The organism is Xanthomonas sp. NCPPB 2250 (assembly GCF_056725265.1).
The window spans coordinates 4,208,065-4,229,820 of the sequence record NZ_CM161520.1 but is presented as its reverse complement, the minus strand read 5'-3'; the positions used below and the strand labels follow the sequence as shown (position 1 = coordinate 4,229,820).

General features: G+C 66.2%; 16 protein-coding genes and 5 tRNA genes. All 21 read left to right on the top strand.

All coding sequences use genetic code 11. The annotated features are described in order from the left end of the window. Positions 1-63 precede the first annotated feature (63 nt). The 21 genes from AC1PMG_RS17160 (at position 64) to rpoC (ending at position 21,610) form a co-directional block, all read left to right on the top strand. Positions 64-1,734 carry a tetratricopeptide repeat protein gene (locus tag AC1PMG_RS17160; RefSeq protein ID WP_481109644.1) on the top strand — a complete coding sequence of 557 codons (1,671 nt, stop codon included), beginning with the start codon at positions 64-66 and terminating at the stop codon, positions 1,732-1,734. Next, the gene (lolB, locus tag AC1PMG_RS17155; protein WP_481109643.1) at positions 1,731-2,384 is read left to right on the top strand and encodes a lipoprotein insertase outer membrane protein LolB; all 654 of its coding nucleotides are present in this window, start codon (positions 1,731-1,733) and stop codon (positions 2,382-2,384) included. The genes AC1PMG_RS17160 and lolB overlap by 4 nt, the downstream gene beginning before the upstream one ends. After that, positions 2,381-3,244: a 4-(cytidine 5'-diphospho)-2-C-methyl-D-erythritol kinase gene (gene ispE, locus AC1PMG_RS17150; protein WP_481109642.1), complete on the top strand. Its 864-nt coding sequence runs from the start codon at positions 2,381-2,383 to the stop codon at positions 3,242-3,244. Before lolB ends, ispE begins: the two co-directional genes overlap by 4 nt. 13 nt (positions 3,245-3,257) lie before the next feature. Next, a tRNA-Gln gene (locus AC1PMG_RS17145) sits at positions 3,258-3,334 on the top strand. Positions 3,335-3,474: 140 nt separating this feature from the next. After that, the gene (locus AC1PMG_RS17140; protein ID WP_017911658.1) at positions 3,475-4,434 is read left to right on the top strand and encodes a ribose-phosphate diphosphokinase; all 960 of its coding nucleotides are present in this window, start codon (positions 3,475-3,477) and stop codon (positions 4,432-4,434) included. A gap of 167 nt (positions 4,435-4,601) precedes the next feature. Next, on the top strand, positions 4,602-5,249 hold the full coding sequence (locus tag AC1PMG_RS17135) for a 50S ribosomal protein L25/general stress protein Ctc (protein ID WP_017907366.1): 648 nt from the start codon (positions 4,602-4,604) through the stop codon (positions 5,247-5,249). Between the two features lie 54 nt (positions 5,250-5,303). Continuing rightward, complete coding sequence (pth, locus tag AC1PMG_RS17130; protein ID WP_481109641.1) at positions 5,304-5,888, top strand: aminoacyl-tRNA hydrolase; 585 nt, start codon at positions 5,304-5,306, stop codon at positions 5,886-5,888. 75 nt (positions 5,889-5,963) lie between these two features. Continuing rightward, a complete protein-coding gene (gene ychF, locus AC1PMG_RS17125; RefSeq protein WP_010341267.1) occupies positions 5,964-7,055 on the top strand; it encodes a redox-regulated ATPase YchF in 1,092 nt (363 codons plus the stop codon). Between the two features lie 159 nt (positions 7,056-7,214). Continuing rightward, positions 7,215-7,300 (top strand) — tRNA-Tyr (locus tag AC1PMG_RS17120). A 32-nt stretch (positions 7,301-7,332) separates the two neighbouring features. Beyond that, positions 7,333-7,406 (top strand) — tRNA-Gly (locus AC1PMG_RS17115). Between the two features lie 30 nt (positions 7,407-7,436). Further along, positions 7,437-7,512 (top strand) — tRNA-Thr (locus AC1PMG_RS17110). Positions 7,513-7,557: 45 nt separating this feature from the next. Next, on the top strand, positions 7,558-8,748 hold the full coding sequence (gene tuf / locus AC1PMG_RS17105; protein WP_342073872.1) for an elongation factor Tu: 1,191 nt from the start codon (positions 7,558-7,560) through the stop codon (positions 8,746-8,748). A gap of 165 nt (positions 8,749-8,913) precedes the next feature. Beyond that, positions 8,914-8,989 (top strand) — tRNA-Trp (locus tag AC1PMG_RS17100). Positions 8,990-9,039: 50 nt separating this feature from the next. Beyond that, positions 9,040-9,453, top strand: coding sequence for a preprotein translocase subunit SecE (gene secE / locus AC1PMG_RS17095; protein WP_017908390.1), 414 nt, complete (start codon positions 9,040-9,042; stop codon positions 9,451-9,453). 13 nt (positions 9,454-9,466) lie between these two features. Next, positions 9,467-10,024 (top strand): transcription termination/antitermination protein NusG, encoded by a 558-nt coding sequence (gene nusG / locus AC1PMG_RS17090; RefSeq protein WP_267095795.1) that lies wholly within the window; start codon positions 9,467-9,469, stop codon positions 10,022-10,024. A gap of 200 nt (positions 10,025-10,224) precedes the next feature. Continuing rightward, complete coding sequence (rplK, locus tag AC1PMG_RS17085) at positions 10,225-10,653, top strand: 50S ribosomal protein L11 (protein WP_010341342.1); 429 nt, start codon at positions 10,225-10,227, stop codon at positions 10,651-10,653. A 3-nt stretch (positions 10,654-10,656) separates the two neighbouring features. Then, positions 10,657-11,355, top strand: coding sequence for a 50S ribosomal protein L1 (gene rplA / locus AC1PMG_RS17080; protein ID WP_048490044.1), 699 nt, complete (start codon positions 10,657-10,659; stop codon positions 11,353-11,355). 484 nt (positions 11,356-11,839) lie between these two features. Continuing rightward, positions 11,840-12,382 (top strand): 50S ribosomal protein L10, encoded by a 543-nt coding sequence (rplJ, locus tag AC1PMG_RS17075; protein WP_010341340.1) that lies wholly within the window; start codon positions 11,840-11,842, stop codon positions 12,380-12,382. Between the two features lie 63 nt (positions 12,383-12,445). Next, complete coding sequence (gene rplL, locus AC1PMG_RS17070; RefSeq protein ID WP_010341338.1) at positions 12,446-12,814, top strand: 50S ribosomal protein L7/L12; 369 nt, start codon at positions 12,446-12,448, stop codon at positions 12,812-12,814. A 296-nt stretch (positions 12,815-13,110) separates the two neighbouring features. After that, a complete protein-coding gene (gene rpoB, locus AC1PMG_RS17065) occupies positions 13,111-17,262 on the top strand; it encodes a DNA-directed RNA polymerase subunit beta (protein WP_017908393.1) in 4,152 nt (1,383 codons plus the stop codon). Between the two features lie 130 nt (positions 17,263-17,392). Next, complete coding sequence (gene rpoC, locus AC1PMG_RS17060; RefSeq protein ID WP_342073871.1) at positions 17,393-21,610, top strand: DNA-directed RNA polymerase subunit beta'; 4,218 nt, start codon at positions 17,393-17,395, stop codon at positions 21,608-21,610. The last annotated feature ends 146 nt before the right edge of the window (positions 21,611-21,756 follow it).

The following is a 21,756-nucleotide window of genomic DNA, read 5'->3' as shown; positions in this document are numbered from 1 at the left end:
TTCAGTTGCTTGCGATAAGCTGCTGGCCATTCAGGGCCCCATTTTACGGCCCGGCCGCTTCCGATGCCCGCATTGATTCGCATCCGTACCATTCTGCTGCTGTCCGCAATCGCCGCCGTGGCCGCACCGGCCGCGGCCAAGGCACCGAGCCCCGCCCAGGGCGTGATGACCCCGGTGCTGGCCGGCGAGTTCGCCCTGCAGGCCGGGCAACTGGCCGACGCCTCGCGCTGGTACCTGCAGGCCGCCAACGACAGCCCCGGCGATGCCGGCCTGGCCGAGCGCGCCACCCGCATCGCGATGCTGGCCAACGACACCGCCGCCGCCGCCCAGGCGCTGGCGCTGTGGCGGCAGCGCGCGCCGGAGTCGCTGGCCATGCGCAGCGCCGAGGCCTCGCTGGCCCTGCGCAACGGCAACCTGCGCCAGGCGCGCAGCCTGCTGGTGGCCTTGCTGCGCGACAAGGACCCGCGCGGCTGGCGCTTCGCCCTGATCGCCCTGGTCAGCGGCAACCGCGATCCGGAAGTGGCGGCCAAGGCCCTGGACCAGTTGCTCGACGCCAATGCCATCCCCGACCAGCTCGAGGCCTGGCAGGAATTCGGACGCCTGGCGCTGCGCCTGGACCAGCCCAAGCTGGCCGAGCGTATCGTCGACCAGTTGGTCAAGCGCTTCCCGCAGGAGCCGCGCGTGGCGCTGCTGCATGCCACGCAGTTGCAGCAGGCGGGCAAGACCGAACAGGCGCGCGCGTTGCTGCAGGGCGTGGAGCCCAAGGTGTCCGGCGACCCGGAACTGCGCACCGCGCTGGCCTATGCCTACGACGCCACCGGCGACACCGCCGCCGCGGCGCGGGTGCTGGCGCTGGGGCCGCAGACCACCCAGAACTACGGCCTGCGCGCCTCGATGCTGGCCAAGCTGCAGGACAATGCGGCGTTGACTGCGCTGTACGACGAGCTGCGCAAGGGCGCCGACCGGCCGGATCCGGAGCGGCGCCTGCTGCTCGGCAAGATCGCAGAGTTCCTCAAGCGCAATCAGGAAGCGGTGGACTGGTACCGCGGCGTGCCGGGCGGCCCGCTGCGTAGCGAGGCGCGGCTGCGCGCCGCCGGCGCGCTGTACGCGCTCGGCCAGAAGGACGCGGCCTTCGCCGAGGCGCGCGCGCTGCAGGACGATGCCGAGGCCGACGATGCCGCGCGCCGCGATGCCTACGTGCTGGAGGCGGAACTGCGCCAGCGCAGCGGCGACGACGCCGGCGAGCTGCAGGTGTTCGAACGCGGCCTGGCCGCATATCCGGACGACAACGCGCTGCTGTACGCGCGTGGGCTGTCCTGGGAGCGTCGCGACCGCATCGACCGCGCCGAGGCCGACCTGCGCAAGATCCTGGTCACCGACCCGGAGAACGTGGCGGCGCTGAACGCGCTCGGCTACACCCTGGCCGACCGCACCAAGCGCTATCGCGAGGCGCAGCAGCTGATCGACCGCGCCCGCACCGCCGATCCCGACAATGCCGCGATCATCGACAGCTACGGCTGGGTGCTGTACCGGCTCGGCAAGACCCAGGAGGCGCTGGTGCAACTGCGCCGTGCCTGGAGCCTGGTTAAGGATCCGGAGATCGCCGCGCACATCGGCCAGGTGCTGTGGGAGCAGGGCAAGCACGAGGAGGCCAACAAGTACTTCGACGAGGCGCGCAAGCTCGATCCGGAGAATCGCGCGCTGCGCCGCGCCCTGGACAAGGTGGCGCCGTGACGGCCGGCCTGCGCACCGCCTGGGCGCTGGCCGCCGGGCTGCTGCTGGCCGGTTGCAGCGCGCTGCCGACCCGCACTCCGTCGCCGGTCGCCGTCGCCGCCCCCGACGCCGCTGCGCAGCAGGCCGAAGCCGCGCGTGCGCAGTGGCTTCAAGCGCATCCGGACTGGTCGTTCCAGGGCCGGGTGGCGATCACCAAGGGGCGCAACGGCGGCAGCGGCCGCATCGACTGGGCGCAACGGCAGCGCCAGTACGAGGTGCAGCTCAGCGCGCCGGTGACCCGGCAGAGCTGGCGCCTGACCGGCGACAGCCACTCCGAGGCCGGGCGCTTGGAGGGGCTGGAGGGCGGTCCGCGCGATGGCGAGAACGCCGAACAGCTGCTGCTGGAGGCGACCGGCTGGGAGATCCCGGTCAACCTGCTGCCCGACTGGGTGCGCGGGCTGGTGGCGACCGACGCGCAGGCGCCGGAGCGGGTCGACTACGACGCGCAGGGCCGGCCGCATACGTTGCGGCAGATGGGCTGGGACATCGAATTCCAGGACTGGTATCCGCCCAGCGACGGCCGTCCGGCGCTGCCGCGGCGCATCGAGGCGCGCAACGGCGACGCCAAGGTGCGCCTGCTGGTCGACGCCTGGACCGTGCCTGCGCCATGAGTGGGGGCACCGACGGGGGCTGGTCGTCCTGGCCGGCCCCGGCGAAGCTGAACCTGTTTCTGCAGATCACCGGCCGCCGGCCGGACGGCTACCACCAGTTGCAGACCGTGTTCCGCCTGCTGGACTGGGGCGACACGGTGCACCTGCGGCCGCGTGCGGACGGGGTGGTGGCGCGGATCGGTCCGTCCGTGGCCGGCGTCGCCGAGGCCGACGATCTGCTGGTGCGGGCCGCGCGCCTGCTGCAAAAAGTGGCGAATGTCGCCCAAGGTGTGGATATCCGCGTCGAAAAACGCATTCCGGCGGGCGGTGGCTTCGGTGGCGGTTCGTCCGATGCGGCGACCGCGCTGGTGGCGCTGAACGCCCTGTGGGGCGCCGGGCTGGACGAAGACGCCCTGGCCGGCCTCGGCCTGTCGCTGGGCGCGGACGTGCCGGTGTTCGTGCGCGGGCGCGACGCCTGGGCCGAGGGAGTGGGCGAGCAACTGACCCCGATCACCCTGCCGCCGGCCTGGTATGTGCTGGCCGATCCGGGGGTGCACGTGCCCACCGCGGCCCTGTTTCAGTCCCCGGATTTGACGCGGGATGCTGCGCCCGCGAAAATAGCGGACTTCGTTTCAGGTTTCCTGCTCGGCAACGCGTTCGAGCCGGTCCTGCTTCGCCGCGAACCGGCCGTCCAGGCCACGTTCCAGGCGCTGGCTCGGATCGGCACGCCACGCCTGACCGGGTCGGGGAGCGGTTGTTTCGTCGAGTTCGCCGATCGCGCTGCCGCCGTGCGCGCGCTGGCGGACTTGCCGGACGGGATGCGCGCCTGGGTGGCAGGTGGCGTCCCGCGTTCGCCGCTGCTCGACGCGCTGGAGGCTTGACACAGGTTTACGCAGGGGCGTCGCCAAGAGGCCCAAGGCACCAGGTTTTGATCCTGGCATTCGTAGGTTCGAATCCTACCGCCCCTGCCATTTAGGTATGCAGATCCCTCTGCAAGAGCCCGCACGTCCATGTGCGGGGATTCAACGGGAAAGGCATCGCTTCTCCTCGCGTTCCGATTCACCCTCTTTTCGTCGCCACACGCTCTTTGCAGCCACCCGAGAGACCCCTCATGCAAGACCAACGCAACCTGCTGGTGTTCTCCGGCAACGCCAACAAGCCCCTGGCCAAAAGCATCTGCCGCGAATTGGGCGTGCGCCCCGGCAAGGCGATGGTCTCCAGCTTCTCCGACGGCGAAGTGCAGGTGGAGATCGAGGAGAACGTGCGCCGGCAGGAAGTGTTCGTGATCCAGCCGACCTGCGCGCCCAGCGCAGAGAATCTGATGGAGCTGCTGGTGATCATCGACGCGCTCAAGCGCGCCAGCGCCGCCAGTGTCACCGCGGTGGTGCCGTACTTCGGCTACTCGCGGCAGGACCGGCGCATGCGCTCCTCGCGCGTGCCGATCACCGCCAAGGTCGCGGCGAAGATGTTCAGCGCGGTCAATGCCGACCGCGTGCTGACCGTCGACCTGCACGCCGACCAGATCCAGGGCTTCTTCGACATCCCGGTCGACAACGTCTACGCCTCGCCGCTGCTGCTGGCCGACATCTGGCGCGCCTACGGCACCGACAACCTGATCGTGGTGTCGCCGGACGTGGGCGGCGTGGTCCGCGCCCGCGCGGTGGCCAAGCGTCTGGACGATGCGGACCTGGCGATCATCGACAAGCGCCGTCCGCGCGCCAACGTGTCCACGGTGATGAACATCATCGGCGACGTCGAGGGCAAGACCTGCGTGCTGGTCGACGACATCGTCGACACCGCCGGCACCCTGTGCGCCGCCGCGGCCGCGCTGAAGGAGCGGGGCGCCCTGAAGGTCGCCGCGTACTGCACACACCCGGTGCTGTCCGGCCCGGCGGTGAGCAACATCAGCAATTCGCAGCTGGACGAACTGGTGGTCACCGACACGATTCCGCTGTCGGAGGCTGCCCGCGCCTGCGGCAAGATCCGCCAGCTCAGCGTCGCCGAGCTGCTGGCCGAAACCATCCGCCGCATCGCCTTCGGCGAGTCGGTGAGTTCGTTGTACGTCGACTGATTCAGGGCGGGGATTGGGGATTCGAAATTCGGGATTCGCAACAGCGCCGCTTCGGCCAATCCCCAATCCCGAATCTCCAATCCCTGCTCCACACAGACTCTTCTGGTCGCGGAAGAGTCATCAAAACCGCCGCGAGGCGGTTCATTCAACCAAGGTAGTAAACGCAAATGGCAACCACGCATGAAATCAAGGTTCAGCGCCGCGAAGTCGAGGGCAAGGGTGCGAGCCGCCGCCTCCGTCGCGACGGCCTGATCCCGGCGATCGTCTACGGTGGCGATCTGAAGCCGGTCAACATCCAGCTCGACCACAACGAAGTCTGGCTGGCCAGCCAGAACGACTGGTTCTATTCGTCCATCCTCAGCCTGAGCCTGAACGGCGACGTGCAGAAGGTGCTGCTGCGCGATATGCAGCGTCACCCGTTCAAGCAGCTGATCATGCACATCGACTTCCAGCGCGTGAACGACAACGAGGCGCTGCACGCCTCGGTGCCGCTGCACTTCATCAACGAGGACGTGTCCCCGGCCGGCAAGTCGGCCGAAGTGGTCGTCACCCACGAGCTGAACGAAATCCAGGTCGTGTGCCTGCCGAAGGACCTGCCGGAGTTCGTCGAAGTCGACCTGGCCGCGCTGTCGGTCGGCGACGTGATCCACCTGTCCGACCTGAAGCTGCCGGCCGGCGTCGAGCTGCCGGAACTGAAGCTGGGCAAGGAGCACGACGTGGCGGTGGTCATCGCCAAGCACGGCCGTGTCGAGGAAGAGCCGGAAGCCACCGACGCGGCGGCTGCCGCCGAGCCGGCCAAGAAGGACGGCAAGTAATCGCCTGCGCGGCGTCCGGCCCATCGGTCCGGGCGCCGCGGCGATGCATTGCGCATGACTGGTCTGCGTCTGATCGTCGGCCTGGGCAATCCCGGCGCCGAACACGCGAACACCCGGCACAACGCCGGGTTTCGTTTTGTCGACGCGTTGGCCGAGCGGGCCGGCGCGCGCTGGAGCGTGGACGCCAAGCTGTTCGGCGAGACCGCCAGGGTCGAGGTCGCGGGGCAGTCGGTGTGGCTGCTGAAGCCGGCCACCTTCATGAATCTCAGCGGCAAGTCGGTCACGGCCGCCTTGCGCTTCTGGAAGATCGAACCGGCGCAGGCGCTGCTGGCGCATGACGAGCTGGACCTGGCGCCAGGCACGGCGCGGCTCAAGTTCGACGGCGGCCACGGCGGCCAGAACGGACTGCGCGATACCATCCGCCTGCTCGGGCATGCCGGCTTCCACCGCCTGCGCATCGGCATCGGCCATCCCGGCCACAAGGACAAGGTGGTGCCGTGGGTGCTGGGACGCGCCGGCAAGGACGACCAGTTGCTCATCGATCGCGCCATCGACGATGCCATCGACGTGCTGCCTCTGGCCGTGCAGGGCGATTTCAACGAGGCGATGAAGCGGTTGCATACGAGCAGGGGTGCGTGATTGGGGATTGGGGATTCGCGGCCGCGCGGCTGGGCGAATCTCCAATCCCGAATCCCAAATCCCGGAATCTGAAACATGGGCATCAAATGCGGCATCGTCGGCCTGCCCAACGTCGGCAAGTCGACCCTGTTCAATGCGCTGACCAAGGCGGGCATCGCCGCGGCCAACTTTCCGTTCTGCACCATCGAGCCGAACGTGGGCGTGGTGCCGGTGCCGGATCCGCGCCTGAACGCGCTGGCGGCGATCATCAATCCGCAGAAGGTCGTGCCGACCGCGGTCGAGTTCGTCGACATCGCCGGCCTGGTCGCCGGTGCGGCCAGCGGTGAGGGCCTGGGCAACAAGTTCCTGGCGCACATCCGCGAGGTCGATGCGATCACCCACGTGGTGCGCTGCTTCGAGCATGGCGACATCATCCACGTGAACAACAAGGTCGATCCGGTCTCCGACATCGAGACCATCGACACCGAGCTGGCCCTGGCCGACCTGGACAGCGTCGAGAAGGCGCTCAACCGCGCCGAGCGTTCGGCCAAGGGCGGCGACAAGGACGCGGCGGCGCGCAAGCCGGTGCTGGCCAAGCTGCAGGCCGCGCTGGCCGAGGGCAAGGCCGGGCGCAACGCCGGGCTGGACGAGGAAGAGAAGGCGCTGGTGCGCGACCTGTTCCTGCTCACCCTCAAGCCGGTGATGTACATCGCCAACGTGCTGGAAGACGGCTTCGAGAACAATCCGCACCTGGATGCGGTGCGCGCGCATGCCGCCGCCGAGGGTGCCGAGGTGGTCCCGGTGTCGGCGGCGATCGAGGAAGAGCTGTCGCAGCTGGACGACGCCGACCGCGATGCGTTCCTGGCCGATCTGGGCCTGAGCGAGCCGGGTCTGAACCGGGTGATCCGCGCCGGCTACACCCTGCTGGGGCTGCAGACCTACTTCACCGCCGGCGTGAAGGAAGTGCGCGCCTGGACGGTCAAGGCCGGTTCGACCGCGCCGCAGGCCGCGGCGGTGATCCACACCGACTTCGAGAAGGGCTTCATCCGCGCCGAAACCATCGCCTACGACGACTTCATCAAGTACAAGGGTGAGGCCGGTGCCAAGGAAGCCGGGCGCCTGCGTCTGGAAGGCAAGGAGTACCGCGTGCAGGAAGGCGATATCCTGCATTTCCGCTTCAACGTCTGATGCGTGCGCGTGTCCTGGCCGGGCGCGCGCAAGCAACGACGATTTCCTGCGACATCGCGTCAAAATACTGTTGACAAGGCGGGGATGTCAGGGAAGAATAGCGGGCTGTTTCACCCCTCTCTGATTTCGGCTTCGCAGCCGGCTCCGAGTGGGTAAGTTGGAGGGATACCCAAGCGGCCAACGGGGGCAGACTGTAAATCTGCTGGCTTACGCCTTCGGTGGTTCGAATCCACCTCCCTCCACCAGTTATTTTGTTGTGGCAGTGCGGCATCCCGTAGCGGGAGTAGTTCAACGGTAGAACCTCAGCCTTCCAAGCTGATGGTGCGGGTTCGATTCCCGTCTCCCGCTCCATTGAACGCGCTTGTGTCACAATAGAACAACGCTCACGTAGCTCAGTCGGTAGAGCACCTCCTTGGTAAGGAGGAGGTCGAAGGTTCGATTCCTTTCGTGAGCACCATATTCAGTCGTCAAATCTTTCTACGATCACCGAGAAGAAGCAGCCATGGCCAAGGGTAAGTTCGAGCGCACCAAGCCGCACGTCAACGTCGGCACCATCGGTCACGTCGACCACGGCAAGACCACGCTGACCGCGGCGCTGACCAAGATCGGCGCAGAGCGCTTCGGCGGCGAGTTCAAGGCGTACGACGCGATCGACGCGGCGCCGGAAGAGAAGGCGCGCGGCATCACGATCTCGACCGCCCACGTGGAATACGAATCCCCGACGCGCCACTACGCGCACGTGGATTGCCCGGGTCACGCGGACTACGTCAAGAACATGATCACCGGTGCGGCGCAGATGGACGGCGCGATCCTGGTGTGCTCGGCCGCTGACGGCCCGATGCCGCAGACCCGCGAGCACATCCTGCTGTCGCGTCAGGTCGGCGTGCCGCACATCGTGGTGTTCCTGAACAAGGCCGACATGGTCGACGACGCCGAGCTGCTCGAGCTGGTCGAGATGGAAGTGCGCGAGCTGCTGAGCAAGTACGACTTCCCGGGCGACGACACCCCGATCATCCACGGTTCGGCCCGTCTGGCGCTGGAAGGCGACCAGAGCGACATCGGCGTGCCGGCGATCCTGAAGCTGGTGGACGCGCTGGACTCGTTCATCCCGGAGCCGCAGCGCGACGTGGACAAGCCGTTCCTGATGCCGGTGGAAGACGTGTTCTCGATCTCGGGCCGCGGCACCGTGGTGACCGGCCGTATCGAGCGCGGCATCATCAAGGTGGGCGACGAAATCGAAATCGTCGGCATCCGTGCGACGCAGAAGACCACCGTGACCGGCGTGGAAATGTTCCGCAAGCTGCTGGACCAGGGCCAGGCGGGCGACAACGCGGGCCTGCTGCTGCGCGGCACCAAGCGTGACGACGTGGAGCGCGGCCAGGTGCTGTGCAAGCCGGGTTCGATCAAGCCGCACACCGACTTCGAAGCCGAAGTGTACGTGCTGTCGAAGGACGAGGGCGGCCGTCACACCCCGTTCTTCAAGGGCTACCGTCCGCAGTTCTACTTCCGCACCACCGACATCACCGGTGCGGTGCAGCTGCCGGAAGGCGTGGAGATGGTGATGCCGGGCGACAACGTCAAGATGGTGGTGACGCTGATCAACCCGGTGGCGATGGATGAAGGCCTGCGCTTCGCGATCCGCGAAGGCGGCCGTACCGTCGGCGCCGGCGTGGTGGCCAAGATCATCAAGTAATGCCCTCCGGCGGCGAAGGCCGCCGGGCTCGACGGCAGGATGGCGGTCTCGGTCGCCGGAATCCGACGAGGTGCAGGCGGCTACGGCCGTCGGGTTCAGCGAAGGGCGGGCCGGAACCTTCGGTCCGCCTTCGCCGTCTCAGGGAAGTGCAGTCGTTCTTACTACACGCCAGTAGCTCAATTGGCAGAGCAGCGGTCTCCAAAACCGCAGGTTGGGGGTTCGAGTCCCTCCTGGCGTGCCAATCTGCCGCTCCCTATCCAGTGACCTCGGTCGCATAGCAGCAAGAGTCGGATGAACAGCAAGATCGAGCATTCCAAAGGCCCCGCCGCCTCTGTCGGTGGCGATATCGTCAAGTACGTCATCGCTGCGTTGCTGGTGGTCGCCGGCCTGTTTGTCTGGTTCTGGTTCGGCGATGCGAGCCGTGCTGCACAGCTGGGGAGTTGGTCCGGTCCGCTGCGCGGACTGGCGGTGGTGGCCGGCCTGGTCGCCGGTGCTGCGGTGTTCCTGCTGACCGCCAAGGGTCGCGAGGGCCGCGAGTTCCTGTCCGAATCCCGTTTCGAACTGCGCAAGGTGGTGTGGCCGACCCGCCAGGAAGCCATCCGCACCACCTGGGTGGTGATCGTGGTGGTGATCATTCTGAGTCTGTTGCTGGGCGGGTTCGATTTCCTGATCCAGAAGCTGATGCAGTGGTTCGTGAGCCGTTGAGGAGAGTGCAGCAGTGAAGCGTTGGTATGTCGTTCACGCCTATTCAGGCTTCGAGAAGTCCGTGGCCCAAGCGCTGCGCGACCGTATTGCGCGTGACGAGATGCAGGAGCGCTTCGGTGACGTGCTGGTGCCCACCGAGGAAGTGATCGAGATGCGCTCCGGCCAGAAGCGCCGTTCCGAGCGCAAGTTCTTCCCGGGTTACGTGCTGGTCCAGATCGAGACCCACGAGGAAGGCGGCATTCCGCGCATCGACAACGAAAGCTGGCACCTGGTCAAGGAAACGCCGAAGGTGATGGGCTTCATCGGCGGTACCGCCGATCGTCCGCTGCCGATCCGCGACGAAGAGGCCGATGCGATCCTGCAGCGCGTTCAGGATGGCGTGGAGAAGCCGCGTCCGAAGGTGCTGTTCGAGCCGGGCCAGATGGTCCGCGTCACCGACGGTCCGTTCAACGACTTCAACGGCGTGGTCGAGGAAGTCAACTACGAGAAGAGCCGCCTGCGCGTGGCGGTGCTGATCTTCGGCCGTTCCACCCCGGTGGAGCTGGAATTCGGCCAGGTCGAGAAGGCCTGAGCCCGCCCCGGCGCGGCTGCGCCGGGCGCCAAAATCTCTGCTATACTGCGCGGCTCCCTGTCCAGGCAAGCCGCCGGGCAGAACGGAAGCCGCCGCGAGGCGGCTTTCTGCGCACTTCAAAAACGTGATGGCGGGACACGTGATTTTCCCGTCGCGATGGGGAGCCTGCGGTTTAGGCGCTAGCACCCGGAGACACTAAAATGGCAAAGAAAGTCGTCGGTTACATCAAGCTGCAGGTGAAGGCCGGTCAGGCCAACCCCTCGCCGCCGGTCGGTCCTGCGCTGGGTCAGCGTGGCCTGAACATCATGGAATTCTGCAAGGCGTTCAATGCCGCCACGCAGAAGCTGGAGCCGGGCCTGCCGACTCCGGTCATCATCACGGCCTATTCGGACCGTACCTTCACCTTCGTCACCAAGAGCACCCCGGCCAGCGTGCTGCTGAAGAAGGCCGCGGGCGTCAGCTCCGGCTCCAAGCGCCCGAACACCGAGAAGGTGGGCAAGGTGACCCGCAAGCAGCTCGAAGAGATCGCCAAGGCGAAGGAAGCCGACCTGACGGCGGCGGAGCTGGAAGCGGCGGTACGCACGATTGCGGGTTCCGCCCGCAGCATGGGCCTGACGGTGGAGGGTTAAGCAATGGCACAGACCAAGCGACAGAAAGCGATCCGTGCTGCCGTGCAGCCGGGCAAGGCGTATTCGATCGACGAAGCGCTGAAGATCGTCAAGACCACCAGCAAGGCCAAGTTCGTCGAAGCCGTCGACGTGGCCGTGCGCCTGGGCGTGGACGCGAAGAAGTCCGACCAGCAGGTGCGCGGTTCCACCGTGCTGCCGGCCGGTACCGGCAAGAGCGTGCGCGTGGCGGTGTTCGCCCCCGCCGGCGCCAAGGCCGATGAGGCGCTGGCCGCCGGTGCCGAAGCCGTCGGCATGGACGACCTGGCCGAGAAGATGCAGGGCGGCGACCTGAACTACGACGTGGTCATCGCCACCCCGGACGCGATGCGCGTCGTCGGCAAGCTGGGCACCCTGCTGGGCCCGCGCGGCCTGATGCCGAATCCCAAGGTCGGCACCGTGTCCGCCAACCCGGCCGAAGCGGTCAAGAACGCCAAGTCGGGCCAGGTGCGCTACCGCACCGACAAGGCCGGCATCATCCACTGCACCATCGGCAAGGCCAGCTTCGAAGACGACGCGCTGAAGAGCAACCTGCAGGCGCTGCTGCTGGACCTGGTCAAGGCCAAGCCGGCGACCTCGAAGGGCACCTACCTGCAGAAGATCTCGGTGAGCTCGACCATGGGTCCGGGCGTCACCATCGATCAGGCGTCGCTGTCCCTGAAGTAATCGCAACACGGCGCCGCCCGCGAGGTGCGGCGCCGGTTTCACCCTTTTGAAGGCGTCGCCCGGGGCAACCCGACGCGAAGCCGTCAAAGACCGCAGGCGCGGTCTGCGCACACCGACGACGGGCACGGAAGCTCGACACGGCAAGGAGTCGCCGTCGGTACAGCGGGATCGCTTAATCCAGTCCCCTCGGGGACGCGCCGGCGTAGATGGTGCCGCCTTTCTGGAGTTTTTCTGGTGCAGGCCAGCCCGGTGTTCCGGGCGCGCTCACTCCAGGTCTGGAACGGCCACCAACTGGGATGCCATGCGGCATCCCCGGCATCCAGGATGGAGGCCGCCCAGGACCGCAAGCGGCAGGAGCCGCGAGCGGAGTAAGTTTGAAGCAGGGATTCGGAATTCGGGATTGGGGATTGGCAAGAGCGGCGGTATCGCTCCTGACGCATCCCAGGTCGCGCATTTCAACTCCCGGCTTTAACGGAGGAGTGCAATGGCTCTCAATCTGTCCCAGAAGCAAGAAGTCGTCGCCGAACTGGCCGACGTCGCCGCGAAGGCCCACTCCTTGGTTGCTGCCGAGTACGCCGGCATCACGGTCTCGCAAATGACCGCGATGCGCAAGAAGGCGCGCGAAACCGGTGTGTACTTGCGTGTTGTCAAGAACACCCTGGCCGCGCGTGCCGTTGCCGGTACCGAATACGAGTGCGTCCAGGACGCGCTGGTCGGTCCGCTGCTGTATGCGTTCTCGACGGAAGAACCCGGCGCTGCCGGTCGTCTGATCAAGGAATTCGCCAAGGGTAACGACAAGCTGCAGGCCAAGGTCGTGTCGCTGGGTGGTCAGCTGTATCCGGCCGCTCATCTCGAGGTGTTGGCGTCGCTGCCGACCCGCGAGCAGGCGCTGGCCATGCTGGCACGCGTCCTGGCCGAGCCGGCGAGCATGTTCGCCCGTGCGGTCAAGGCCGTGGGCGACAAGCAGGGTGGCGGCGACGCCGCGCCCGCCGACGCCGAAGCGGAAGCCCCGGCCGAAACGGCTTAAGTTCGCGACACCTGAAACGGTTCACTAGAACCTCATCCAGAAAAAATTCCAAAGGTAATCACAATGTCCCTGTCTAACGAGCAGATCGTCGACGCAATCGCCGAAAAGACCCTCATGGAAGTGATGGAGCTGGTCAAGGCCATCGAAGACAAGTTCGGCGTCTCCGCCGCCGCCCCGGTCGCCGCTGCCGGTCCGGCCGTGGCCGCCGCGCCGGTCGAAGAGCAGACCGAGTTCAACGTCATCCTGATCGACGCCGGCGCCAAGAAGGTCGACGTCATCAAGGCCGTCCGCGCCATCACCGGCCTGGGCCTGAAGGAAGCCAAGGACCTCACCGAGGCCGGCGGCGTCCTGAAGGAAGCCGTGTCGAAGGAAGACGCCGACAAGTTCAAGAAGGACCTGGAAGCCGCTGGCGCGAAGGTCGAAGTCAAGTAAGCAGTCCCTTGCATCGCCAGCCGTTCAAGGCGATGCACTGAAGGCTGGGGGCGAAAGCCCCCGGCCTTTGGCCGTTGTTGCAATGCCGGGATTGGATATTCGGCATCGGAGATTCGAGAGGCGGTCGTCGACCCATCCCGAATCCCCTCATCCCCAATCTCGTTCTCATCGAGTTGGTAGTTGGAAGTAGCGGGAGAAGGCGTGCTGGTGCCGGCAATACCAGCGACTTCCAACTGACAATTTATGTTCACTCAGGGCCGCGGACGCGTGGCCCGCATCAGCCAAGGTGATACCTCATGACGTCTTATTCGTTCACCGAAAAGAAGCGTATCCGCAAGGACTTCGGCAAGCAGCGCTCGATTCTCGAAGTGCCGTTCCTGCTCGCCATCCAGGTGGATTCCTACCGCGAGTTCCTGCAGGAGAACACCGACCCGAACAAGCGTTCGGACCACGGCCTGCACGCGGCCCTGAAATCGGTGTTCCCGATCTCCAGCTACAGCGGCAACGCGGCGCTGGAGTACGTCGGCTACAAGCTCGGCGAACCGGTGTTCGACGAGCGTGAATGCCGCCAGCGCGGCATGAGCTACGGCGCGCCGCTGCGCGTGACCGTGCGCCTGGTGATCTACGATCGCGAGTCCTCGACCAAGGCGATCAAGTACGTCAAGGAGCAGGAGGTCTACCTCGGCGAAATCCCGCTGATGACCGACAACGGCACCTTCATCGTCAACGGCACCGAGCGCGTCATCGTCTCGCAGCTGCACCGCTCGCCGGGCGTGTTCTTCGACCACGACCGCGGCAAGACCCACAGCTCGGGCAAGCTGCTGTACAGCGCCCGCATCATCCCGTATCGCGGCTCCTGGCTGGACTTCGAGTTCGACCCGAAGGACGCGCTGTTCACCCGTATCGACCGCCGCCGCAAGCTGCCGGTGTCGATCCTGCTGCGCGCGCTCGGCTACTCGAACGAGGAGATGCTGTCCGAGTTCTTCGAGATCAACACCTTCCACATCGACCCGAAGGAAGGCGTGCAGCTGGAGCTGGTGCCCGAGCGCCTGCGCGGCGAGACCCTGAACTTCGACCTGGCCGACGGCGACAAGGTCATCGTCGAAGCCGGCAAGCGCATCACCGCGCGCCACGTCAAGCAGCTCGAGGCCTCCGGCATCGCCGCGCTGGCCGTGCCCGACGAGTACCTGGTCGGCCGCATCCTGTCGCATGACGTGGTCGATGCCTCGACCGGCGAACTGCTGGCCAGCGCCAACGACGAAATCAGCGAAGATCAGCTGACCGCGTTCCGCAAGGCCGGCGTCGACGCCGTTGGCACGCTGTGGGTCAACGACCTGGATCGCGGTCCGTACCTGTCCAACACCCTGCGCATCGATCCGACCAAGACCCAGCTCGAGGCGCTGGTCGAGATCTACCGCATGATGCGTCCGGGCGAGCCGCCGACCAAGGACGCCGCGCAGAACCTGTTCCACAACCTGTTCTTCACCTTCGAGCGCTACGACCTGTCGACGGTCGGCCGCATGAAGTTCAACCGCCGTGTCGGCCGCAAGGAAGTCACCGGCGAGTCGGTGCTGTACGACAAGAAGTACTTCGGCGAGCGCAACGACGAGGAGTCCAAGCGCCTGGTCGCCGAGCACGCCGACAGCTCCGACATCCTGGACGTGATCAAGGTCCTGACCGAGATCCGCAACGGCCGCGGCGTGGTCGACGACATCGACCACCTGGGCAACCGTCGCGTGCGTTCGGTCGGCGAAATGGCCGAGAACGTGTTCCGCGTGGGCCTGGTCCGCGTCGAGCGCGCGGTCAAGGAGCGTCTGTCGATGGCCGAGTCCGAAGGCCTGACCCCGCAGGAACTGATCAACGCCAAGCCGGTGGCCGCCGCGATCAAGGAGTTCTTCGGCTCCTCGCAGCTGTCGCAGTTCATGGACCAGAACAACCCGCTGTCGGAAGTGACGCACAAGCGTCGCGTCTCCGCGCTGGGTCCGGGCGGTCTGACCCGCGAGCGCGCCGGCTTCGAAGTGCGCGACGTGCATCCGACCCACTACGGCCGCGTCTGCACCATCGAAACCCCGGAAGGCCCGAACATCGGCCTGATCAACTCGCTGGCGGTGTATGCCCGCACCAACCAGTACGGCTTCCTCGAGACGCCGTACCGTAAGGTCGTGGACGGCCAGATCACCGACGAAGTCGAGTACCTGTCGGCGATCGAAGAGAACGAGTACGTCATCGCCCAGGCCAACGCGCTGCACGATGCCAAGAGCCGCCTGACCGAGCAGTTCGTGCCGTGCCGCTACCAGGGCGAGTCGCTGCTGAAGCCGCCGGCGGAAGTGCACTTCATGGACGTGTCGCCGATGCAGACCGTGTCGATCGCGGCCGCGCTGGTGCCGTTCCTGGAGCACGACGACGCCAACCGCGCACTGATGGGCGCGAACATGCAGCGCCAGGCCGTGCCGACGCTGCGTGCGCAGAAGCCGCTGGTCGGTACCGGCATCGAGCGCGCCGTGGCGCGCGACTCGGGCGTGACCGTGAACGCCCGCCGTGGCGGCGTGATCGAGCAGATCGACGCCGGCCGTATCGTGGTCAAGGTCAACGAGGCCGAGATCGGCGGCGGCACCGACGCCGGCGTCGACATCTACAACCTGATCAAGTACACCCGCTCCAACCAGAACACCTGCATCAACCAGCGTCCGCTGGTCAACGTGGGCGACGTGATCGCGCGCGGCGACGTGCTGGCCGACGGCCCCTCGACCGACATCGGCGAACTGGCCCTGGGCCAGAACATGCTGATCGCGTTCATGCCGTGGAATGGCTACAACTTCGAAGACTCCATCCTGCTCTCCGAGCGCGTGGTGGAAGAGGATCGCTACACCACGATCCACATCGAAGAACTGACCTGCGTGGCGCGCGACACCAAGCTGGGACCGGAGGAAATCTCCGCCGACATCCCCAACGTGTCCGAGCAGGCGCTGAACCGTCTGGACGAGAGCGGCGTGGTGTACATCGGTGCGGAAGTGCGCGCCGGCGACATCATGGTCGGCAAGGTCACGCCGAAGGGCGAGAGCCAGCTGACTCCGGAAGAGAAGCTGCTGCGCGCGATCTTCGGCGAGAAGGCCTCGGACGTGAAGGACAGCTCGTTGCGCGTGCCGCCGGGCATGGACGGCACCGTCATCGACGTGCAGGTGTTCACCCGCGACGGCATCGAGAAGGACAAGCGCGCCCGCCAGATCGAGGAAAACGAGATCAAGCGGGTCAAGAAGGACTTCGACGACCAGTTCCGCATCCTGGAAAGCGCGATCTATGCGCGTCTGCGTGGCCAGCTGATCGGCAAGGTCGCCAATGGCGGTCCGAACCTGAAGAAGGGCGACACCATCAGCGACGCCTACCTGGACGGCCTGAAGAAGTCCGACTGGTTCGCGCTGCGCATGAAGGACGAGGACGCCTCCGAGGCGATCGAGCGCGCGCAGAAGCAGATCCAGGCGCACGAGAAGGAGTTCGAGCGTCGCTTCGCCGACAAGCGCGGCAAGATCACCGCCGGCGACGACCTCGCCCCGGGCGTGCTGAAGATGGTCAAGGTGTTCCTGGCGGTGAAGCGCCGCATCCAGCCCGGCGACAAGATGGCCGGTCGCCACGGCAACAAGGGTGTCGTGTCGATGATCCAGCCGATCGAGGACATGCCGTACATGGCCAACGGCGAGACCGTGGACATCGTGCTGAACCCGCTGGGCGTGCCGTCGCGTATGAACATCGGTCAGGTGCTGGAAGTGCACCTGGGCTGGGCCGCCAAGGGCCTGGGTCGCAAGATCCAGAACATGCTCGAGGCCCAGGCCAAGGTGGCCGACCTGCGCAAGTTCCTGGCGCAGATCTACAACCACGACCAGAAGCTGGGCGAGGACCGCGTGGACCTGGACCAGTTCAGCGACGCGGAACTGCTGGCGTTGTCGAAGAACCTGACCGACGGCGTGCCGATGGCCACCCCGGTGTTCGACGGTGCGACCGAGGCCGAGATCAAGCACATGCTCGAGCTCGCCGACCTGCCGATCAGCGGCCAGACCCAGCTGTACGACGGCCGTACCGGCGAGGCGTTCGATCGCCACACCACGGTCGGCTACATGCACATGCTGAAGCTGAACCACCTGGTCGACGACAAGATGCACGCGCGCTCCACCGGCCCGTACTCGCTGGTCACCCAGCAGCCGCTGGGCGGCAAGGCGCAGTTCGGCGGCCAGCGCTTCGGCGAAATGGAAGTCTGGGCGCTGGAAGCCTACGGCGCGGCCTACACCCTGCAGGAAATGCTGACGGTGAAGTCCGACGACGTGCAGGGCCGCAACCAGATGTACAAGAACATCGTCGACGGCGAGCACGAGATGGTCGCCGGCATGCCGGAGTCCTTCAACGTGCTGGTGAAGGAAATCCGCTCGCTGGCGATCAACATGGAACTGGAAGACTGAGGGCAGGGAATGAGGAGTCGGGACTAGGAAGCCGCCCGGGCGTGTGCCGACAGGCCGCCCGCGTTTCCTGTCCCGACTCTCCGCTTCCAACGATTCCCTATTCGCTATTCCCGATTCCCGGAGAAATCAAATGAAAGACCTGCTCAACCTCTTCAACCAGCAGCGCCAGACGCTGGACTTCGACGCGATCAAGATCGCGCTGGCCTCGCCGGACCTGATCCGTTCGTGGTCCTTCGGCGAAGTGAAGAAGCCGGAAACCATCAACTACCGTACCTTCAAGCCCGAGCGCGACGGCCTGTTCTGCGCCGCCATCTTCGGCCCGATCAAGGACTACGAGTGCCTGTGCGGCAAGTACAAGCGCATGAAGCACCGTGGCGTGGTCTGCGAGAAGTGCGGCACCGAAGTGACCCTGGCCAAGGTGCGTCGCGAGCGCATGGGCCACATCGACCTGGCCTCGCCGGTCGCGCACATCTGGTTCCTGAAGTCGCTGCCGTCGCGCATCGGCCTGATGCTGGACATGACCCTGCGCGACATCGAGCGCGTGCTGTACTTCGAAGCCTACGTGGTGACCGAGCCGGGCCTGACCGCCCTGGAGCGCCGCCAGCTGCTGACCGAAGAGCAGTACCTGACCGCGCGTCAGGAGCACGGCGACGACTTCGACGCCGCCATGGGCGCCGAGGCCGTGTACGAACTGCTGCGCACCATCGACCTGCAGTCGGAAATGACCCGTCTGCGCGAAGAGATCGCCAGCACCGGTTCGGAAACCAAGCTCAAGCGTCTGACCAAGCGCATCAAGCTGATCGAGGCCTTCATCGAGTCCGGCAACCGTCCGGAGTGGATGGTGATGACCGTGCTGCCGGTGCTGCCGCCGGATCTGCGTCCGCTGGTGCCGCTGGACGGCGGCCGCTTCGCGACCTCCGATCTGAACGACCTGTACCGCCGCGTCATCAACCGCAACAACCGCCTGCGCCGCCTGCTCGAGCTGAACGCGCCGGACATCATCGTGCGCAACGAAAAGCGCATGCTGCAGGAATCGGTCGATGCGCTGCTGGACAACGGCCGTCGCGGCCGTGCCATCACCGGCACCAACAAGCGCCCGCTGAAGTCGCTGGCCGACATGATCAAGGGCAAGCAGGGCCGGTTCCGTCAGAACCTGCTCGGCAAGCGCGTGGACTACTCCGGCCGTTCGGTGATCGTGGTCGGCCCGACCCTGCGTCTGCACGAGTGCGGCCTGCCGAAGAAGATGGCGCTGGAGCTGTTCAAGCCGTTCGTGTTCGCCAAGCTGCAGCGTCGCGGCCTGGCCACCACCATCAAGGCCGCCAAGAAGCTGGTCGAGCGCGAAGAAGCCGAAGTCTGGGACATCCTGGAAGAGGTGATCCGCGAGCACCCGGTGCTGCTGAACCGTGCGCCGACCCTGCACCGTCTGGGTATCCAGGCGTTCGAGCCGGTGCTGATCGAAGGCAAGGCGATCCAGCTGCACCCGCTGGTCTGCACCGCGTTCAACGCCGACTTCGACGGTGACCAGATGGCCGTGCACGTGCCGCTGTCGCTGGAAGCGCAGCTGGAAGCGCGCGCGCTGATGATGTCCACCAACAACATCCTGTCGCCGGCCAACGGCGAGCCGATCATCGTGCCGTCGCAGGACGTGGTGCTGGGCCTGTACTACATGAGCCGCGCCCTGGAGAACAAGAAGGGCGAGGGCATGGTGTTCGCCAACATCGCCGAAGTGAAGCGCGCCTACGACAACCGTGCGGTCGAACTGCACGCCAAGGTCAAGGTCCGCATCACCGAGACGGTGATCGACGAAGAAGGCAACCGCAGCAAGAAGACCTCGATCGTGGACACCACGATCGGGCGCGCGCTGCTGGCCGAGATCCTGCCGGAAGGCCTGCCGTTCGCGCTGGCCAACACCGAGCTGACCAAGAAGAACATCAGCCGCCTGATCAACTCCAGCTACCGCCAGCTGGGTCTGAAGGACAGCGTCGTGTTCGCCGACAAGCTGATGTACACCGGCTTCGCCTACGCGACCCGCGCCGGCGTGTCGATCGGCATCGACGACATGCTGATCCCGTCGGAGAAGAAGGGCATCCTCGGCGAAGCCGAGCAGGAAGTGCTGGAAATCCAGGAGCAGTACCAGTCCGGTCTGGTCACCGCCGGCGAGCGCTACAACAAGGTCGTGGACATCTGGTCGCGCACCAACGAGCGCATCGCCAAGGCGATGATGGACACCATCGGCACCGAGAAGGTGGTCAACGCCAAGGGCGAGACCATCGACCAGAAGTCGATGAACTCGCTGTACATCATGGCCGACTCCGGCGCGCGTGGTTCGCAGGCGCAGATCCGTCAGCTGGCCGGCATGCGCGGCCTGATGGCCCGCCCGGACGGCTCGATCATCGAGACGCCGATCAAGGCGAACTTCCGCGAAGGCCTGAACGTGCAGGAGTACTTCAACTCCACCCACGGTGCCCGTAAGGGTCTGGCCGATACCGCGCTGAAGACCGCCAACTCCGGTTACCTGACCCGTCGCCTGGTCGACGTGGCGCAGGACGTGGTGATCACCGAGCCGGATTGCGGCACCACCGACGGCCTGACCATGACCCCGATCGTGGAAGGCGGCGACGTGGTCGAGCCCTTGCGCGACCGCGTGCTCGGCCGCGTGGTGGCCGAGGACGTGTTCCTGCCGGGCAACGACGAGGATCCGATCGTCACCCGCAACACCCTGCTCGACGAGCAGTGGGTGGCCAAGCTGGAAGAGGCCGGCGTGCAGTCAGTCAAGGTCCGCTCGACCATCACCTGCGAATCGGCGTTTGGCGTGTGCGCGCGTTGCTACGGCCGCGACCTGGCCCGTGGCCACCTGGTCAACATCGGCGAAGCGGTCGGCGTCATCGCCGCGCAGTCGATCGGCGAGCCGGGTACCCAGCTGACCATGCGTACCTTCCACATCGGCGGCGCGGCCTCGCGTGCGGCGGCGGTGGACAACATCACGGTCAAGACCACCGGTTCGATCAAGTTCAACAACCTCAAGTCGGTCGAGCACGCCAACGGTTCGCTGGTGGCGGTGTCGCGTTCGGGCGAACTGTCGGTGCTCGACGGCCACGGCCGCGAGCGCGAGCGCTACAAGCTGCCGTACGGCGCCACCATCACCGCCAAGGACGGCGACGCCGTCAAGGCCGGCCAGTCGGTGGCGAACTGGGATCCGCACAACCACCCGATCGTGTCGGAAGTGGCCGGTTTCATCCGCTTCATCGACTTCATCGACGGCGTCACCGTCATCGAGAAGACCGACGAACTGACCGGCCTGGCCTCGCGCGAGATCACCGATCCGAAGCGTCGCGGCACCCAGGCCAAGGACCTGCGCCCGATCGTGCGCATCGTCGACGGCAAGGGCAACGACCTGACCATCCCGGGCACCGATCTGCCGGCGCAGTACCTGCTGCCGCCGCGCTCGATCGTCAACCTGCAGGACGGCGCGCCGGTCGGCGTGGGCGACGTGGTCGCCAAGATCCCGCAGGAAGCGTCCAAGACCCGCGACATCACCGGTGGTCTGCCGCGCGTGGCCGACCTGTTCGAGGCGCGCAAGCCGAAGGATCCGGCGATCCTGGCCGAGCGTTCGGGCATCATCAGCTTCGGCAAGGACACCAAGGGCAAGCAGCGCCTGATCATCAAGGACACCGACGGGTCGGAGCACGAAGAGCTGATCCCGAAGTACCGCCAGATCATCGTGTTCGAAGGCGAGCACGTGGCCAAGGGCGAAACCGTGGTGGACGGCGAGCCGAGCCCGCAGGACATTCTGCGTCTGCTGGGCGTCGAGCCGCTGGCCGCGTACCTGGTCAAGGAAATCCAGGACGTGTACCGCCTGCAGGGCGTGAAGATCAACGACAAGCACATCGAGGTCATCACCCGGCAGATGCTGCGCAAGGTCGAGATCACCGACCAGGGCAACAGCAAGTTCCTCAACGGCGAGCAGGCCGAGCGCCAGCGCGTCATCGAGGAGAACGCCCGCCTGGTGACCCGCAACGAGCTGCCGGCCAAGTACGAGCCGGTGCTGCTGGGCATCACCAAGGCCTCGCTGGCGACCGAATCGTTCATCTCGGCCGCGTCGTTCCAGGAGACCACCCGCGTCCTCACCGAGGCGGCGGTCCGCGGCACCAGCGATACGCTGCGCGGCCTGAAGGAAAACGTGATCGTGGGTCGCCTGATCCCGGCCGGTACCGGCCTGGCGTACCACAACACGCGCCGCCGCAATGCCAGCGGCCTGACCGAGTCGGAGATGCAGACCCTGTCCGGCGGCAGCGCCGAGCCGGCGGTCGAGACCTCCGCGCCGGCGGCTGCGGGCAGCGAAGAGTAAAAACAGCAAGCCGGACCGGTCCCGCTCGCGGGGCCGGTCTACCAAGCGAAAGGGGGCGCAGCGGAAGCGCCCCGTATTCCGGCCCCGGATGGGCCAGCAAGTAAAAATTCCGTTGTGTTGACGGCGCTTTGACTTGCCCGCTATAC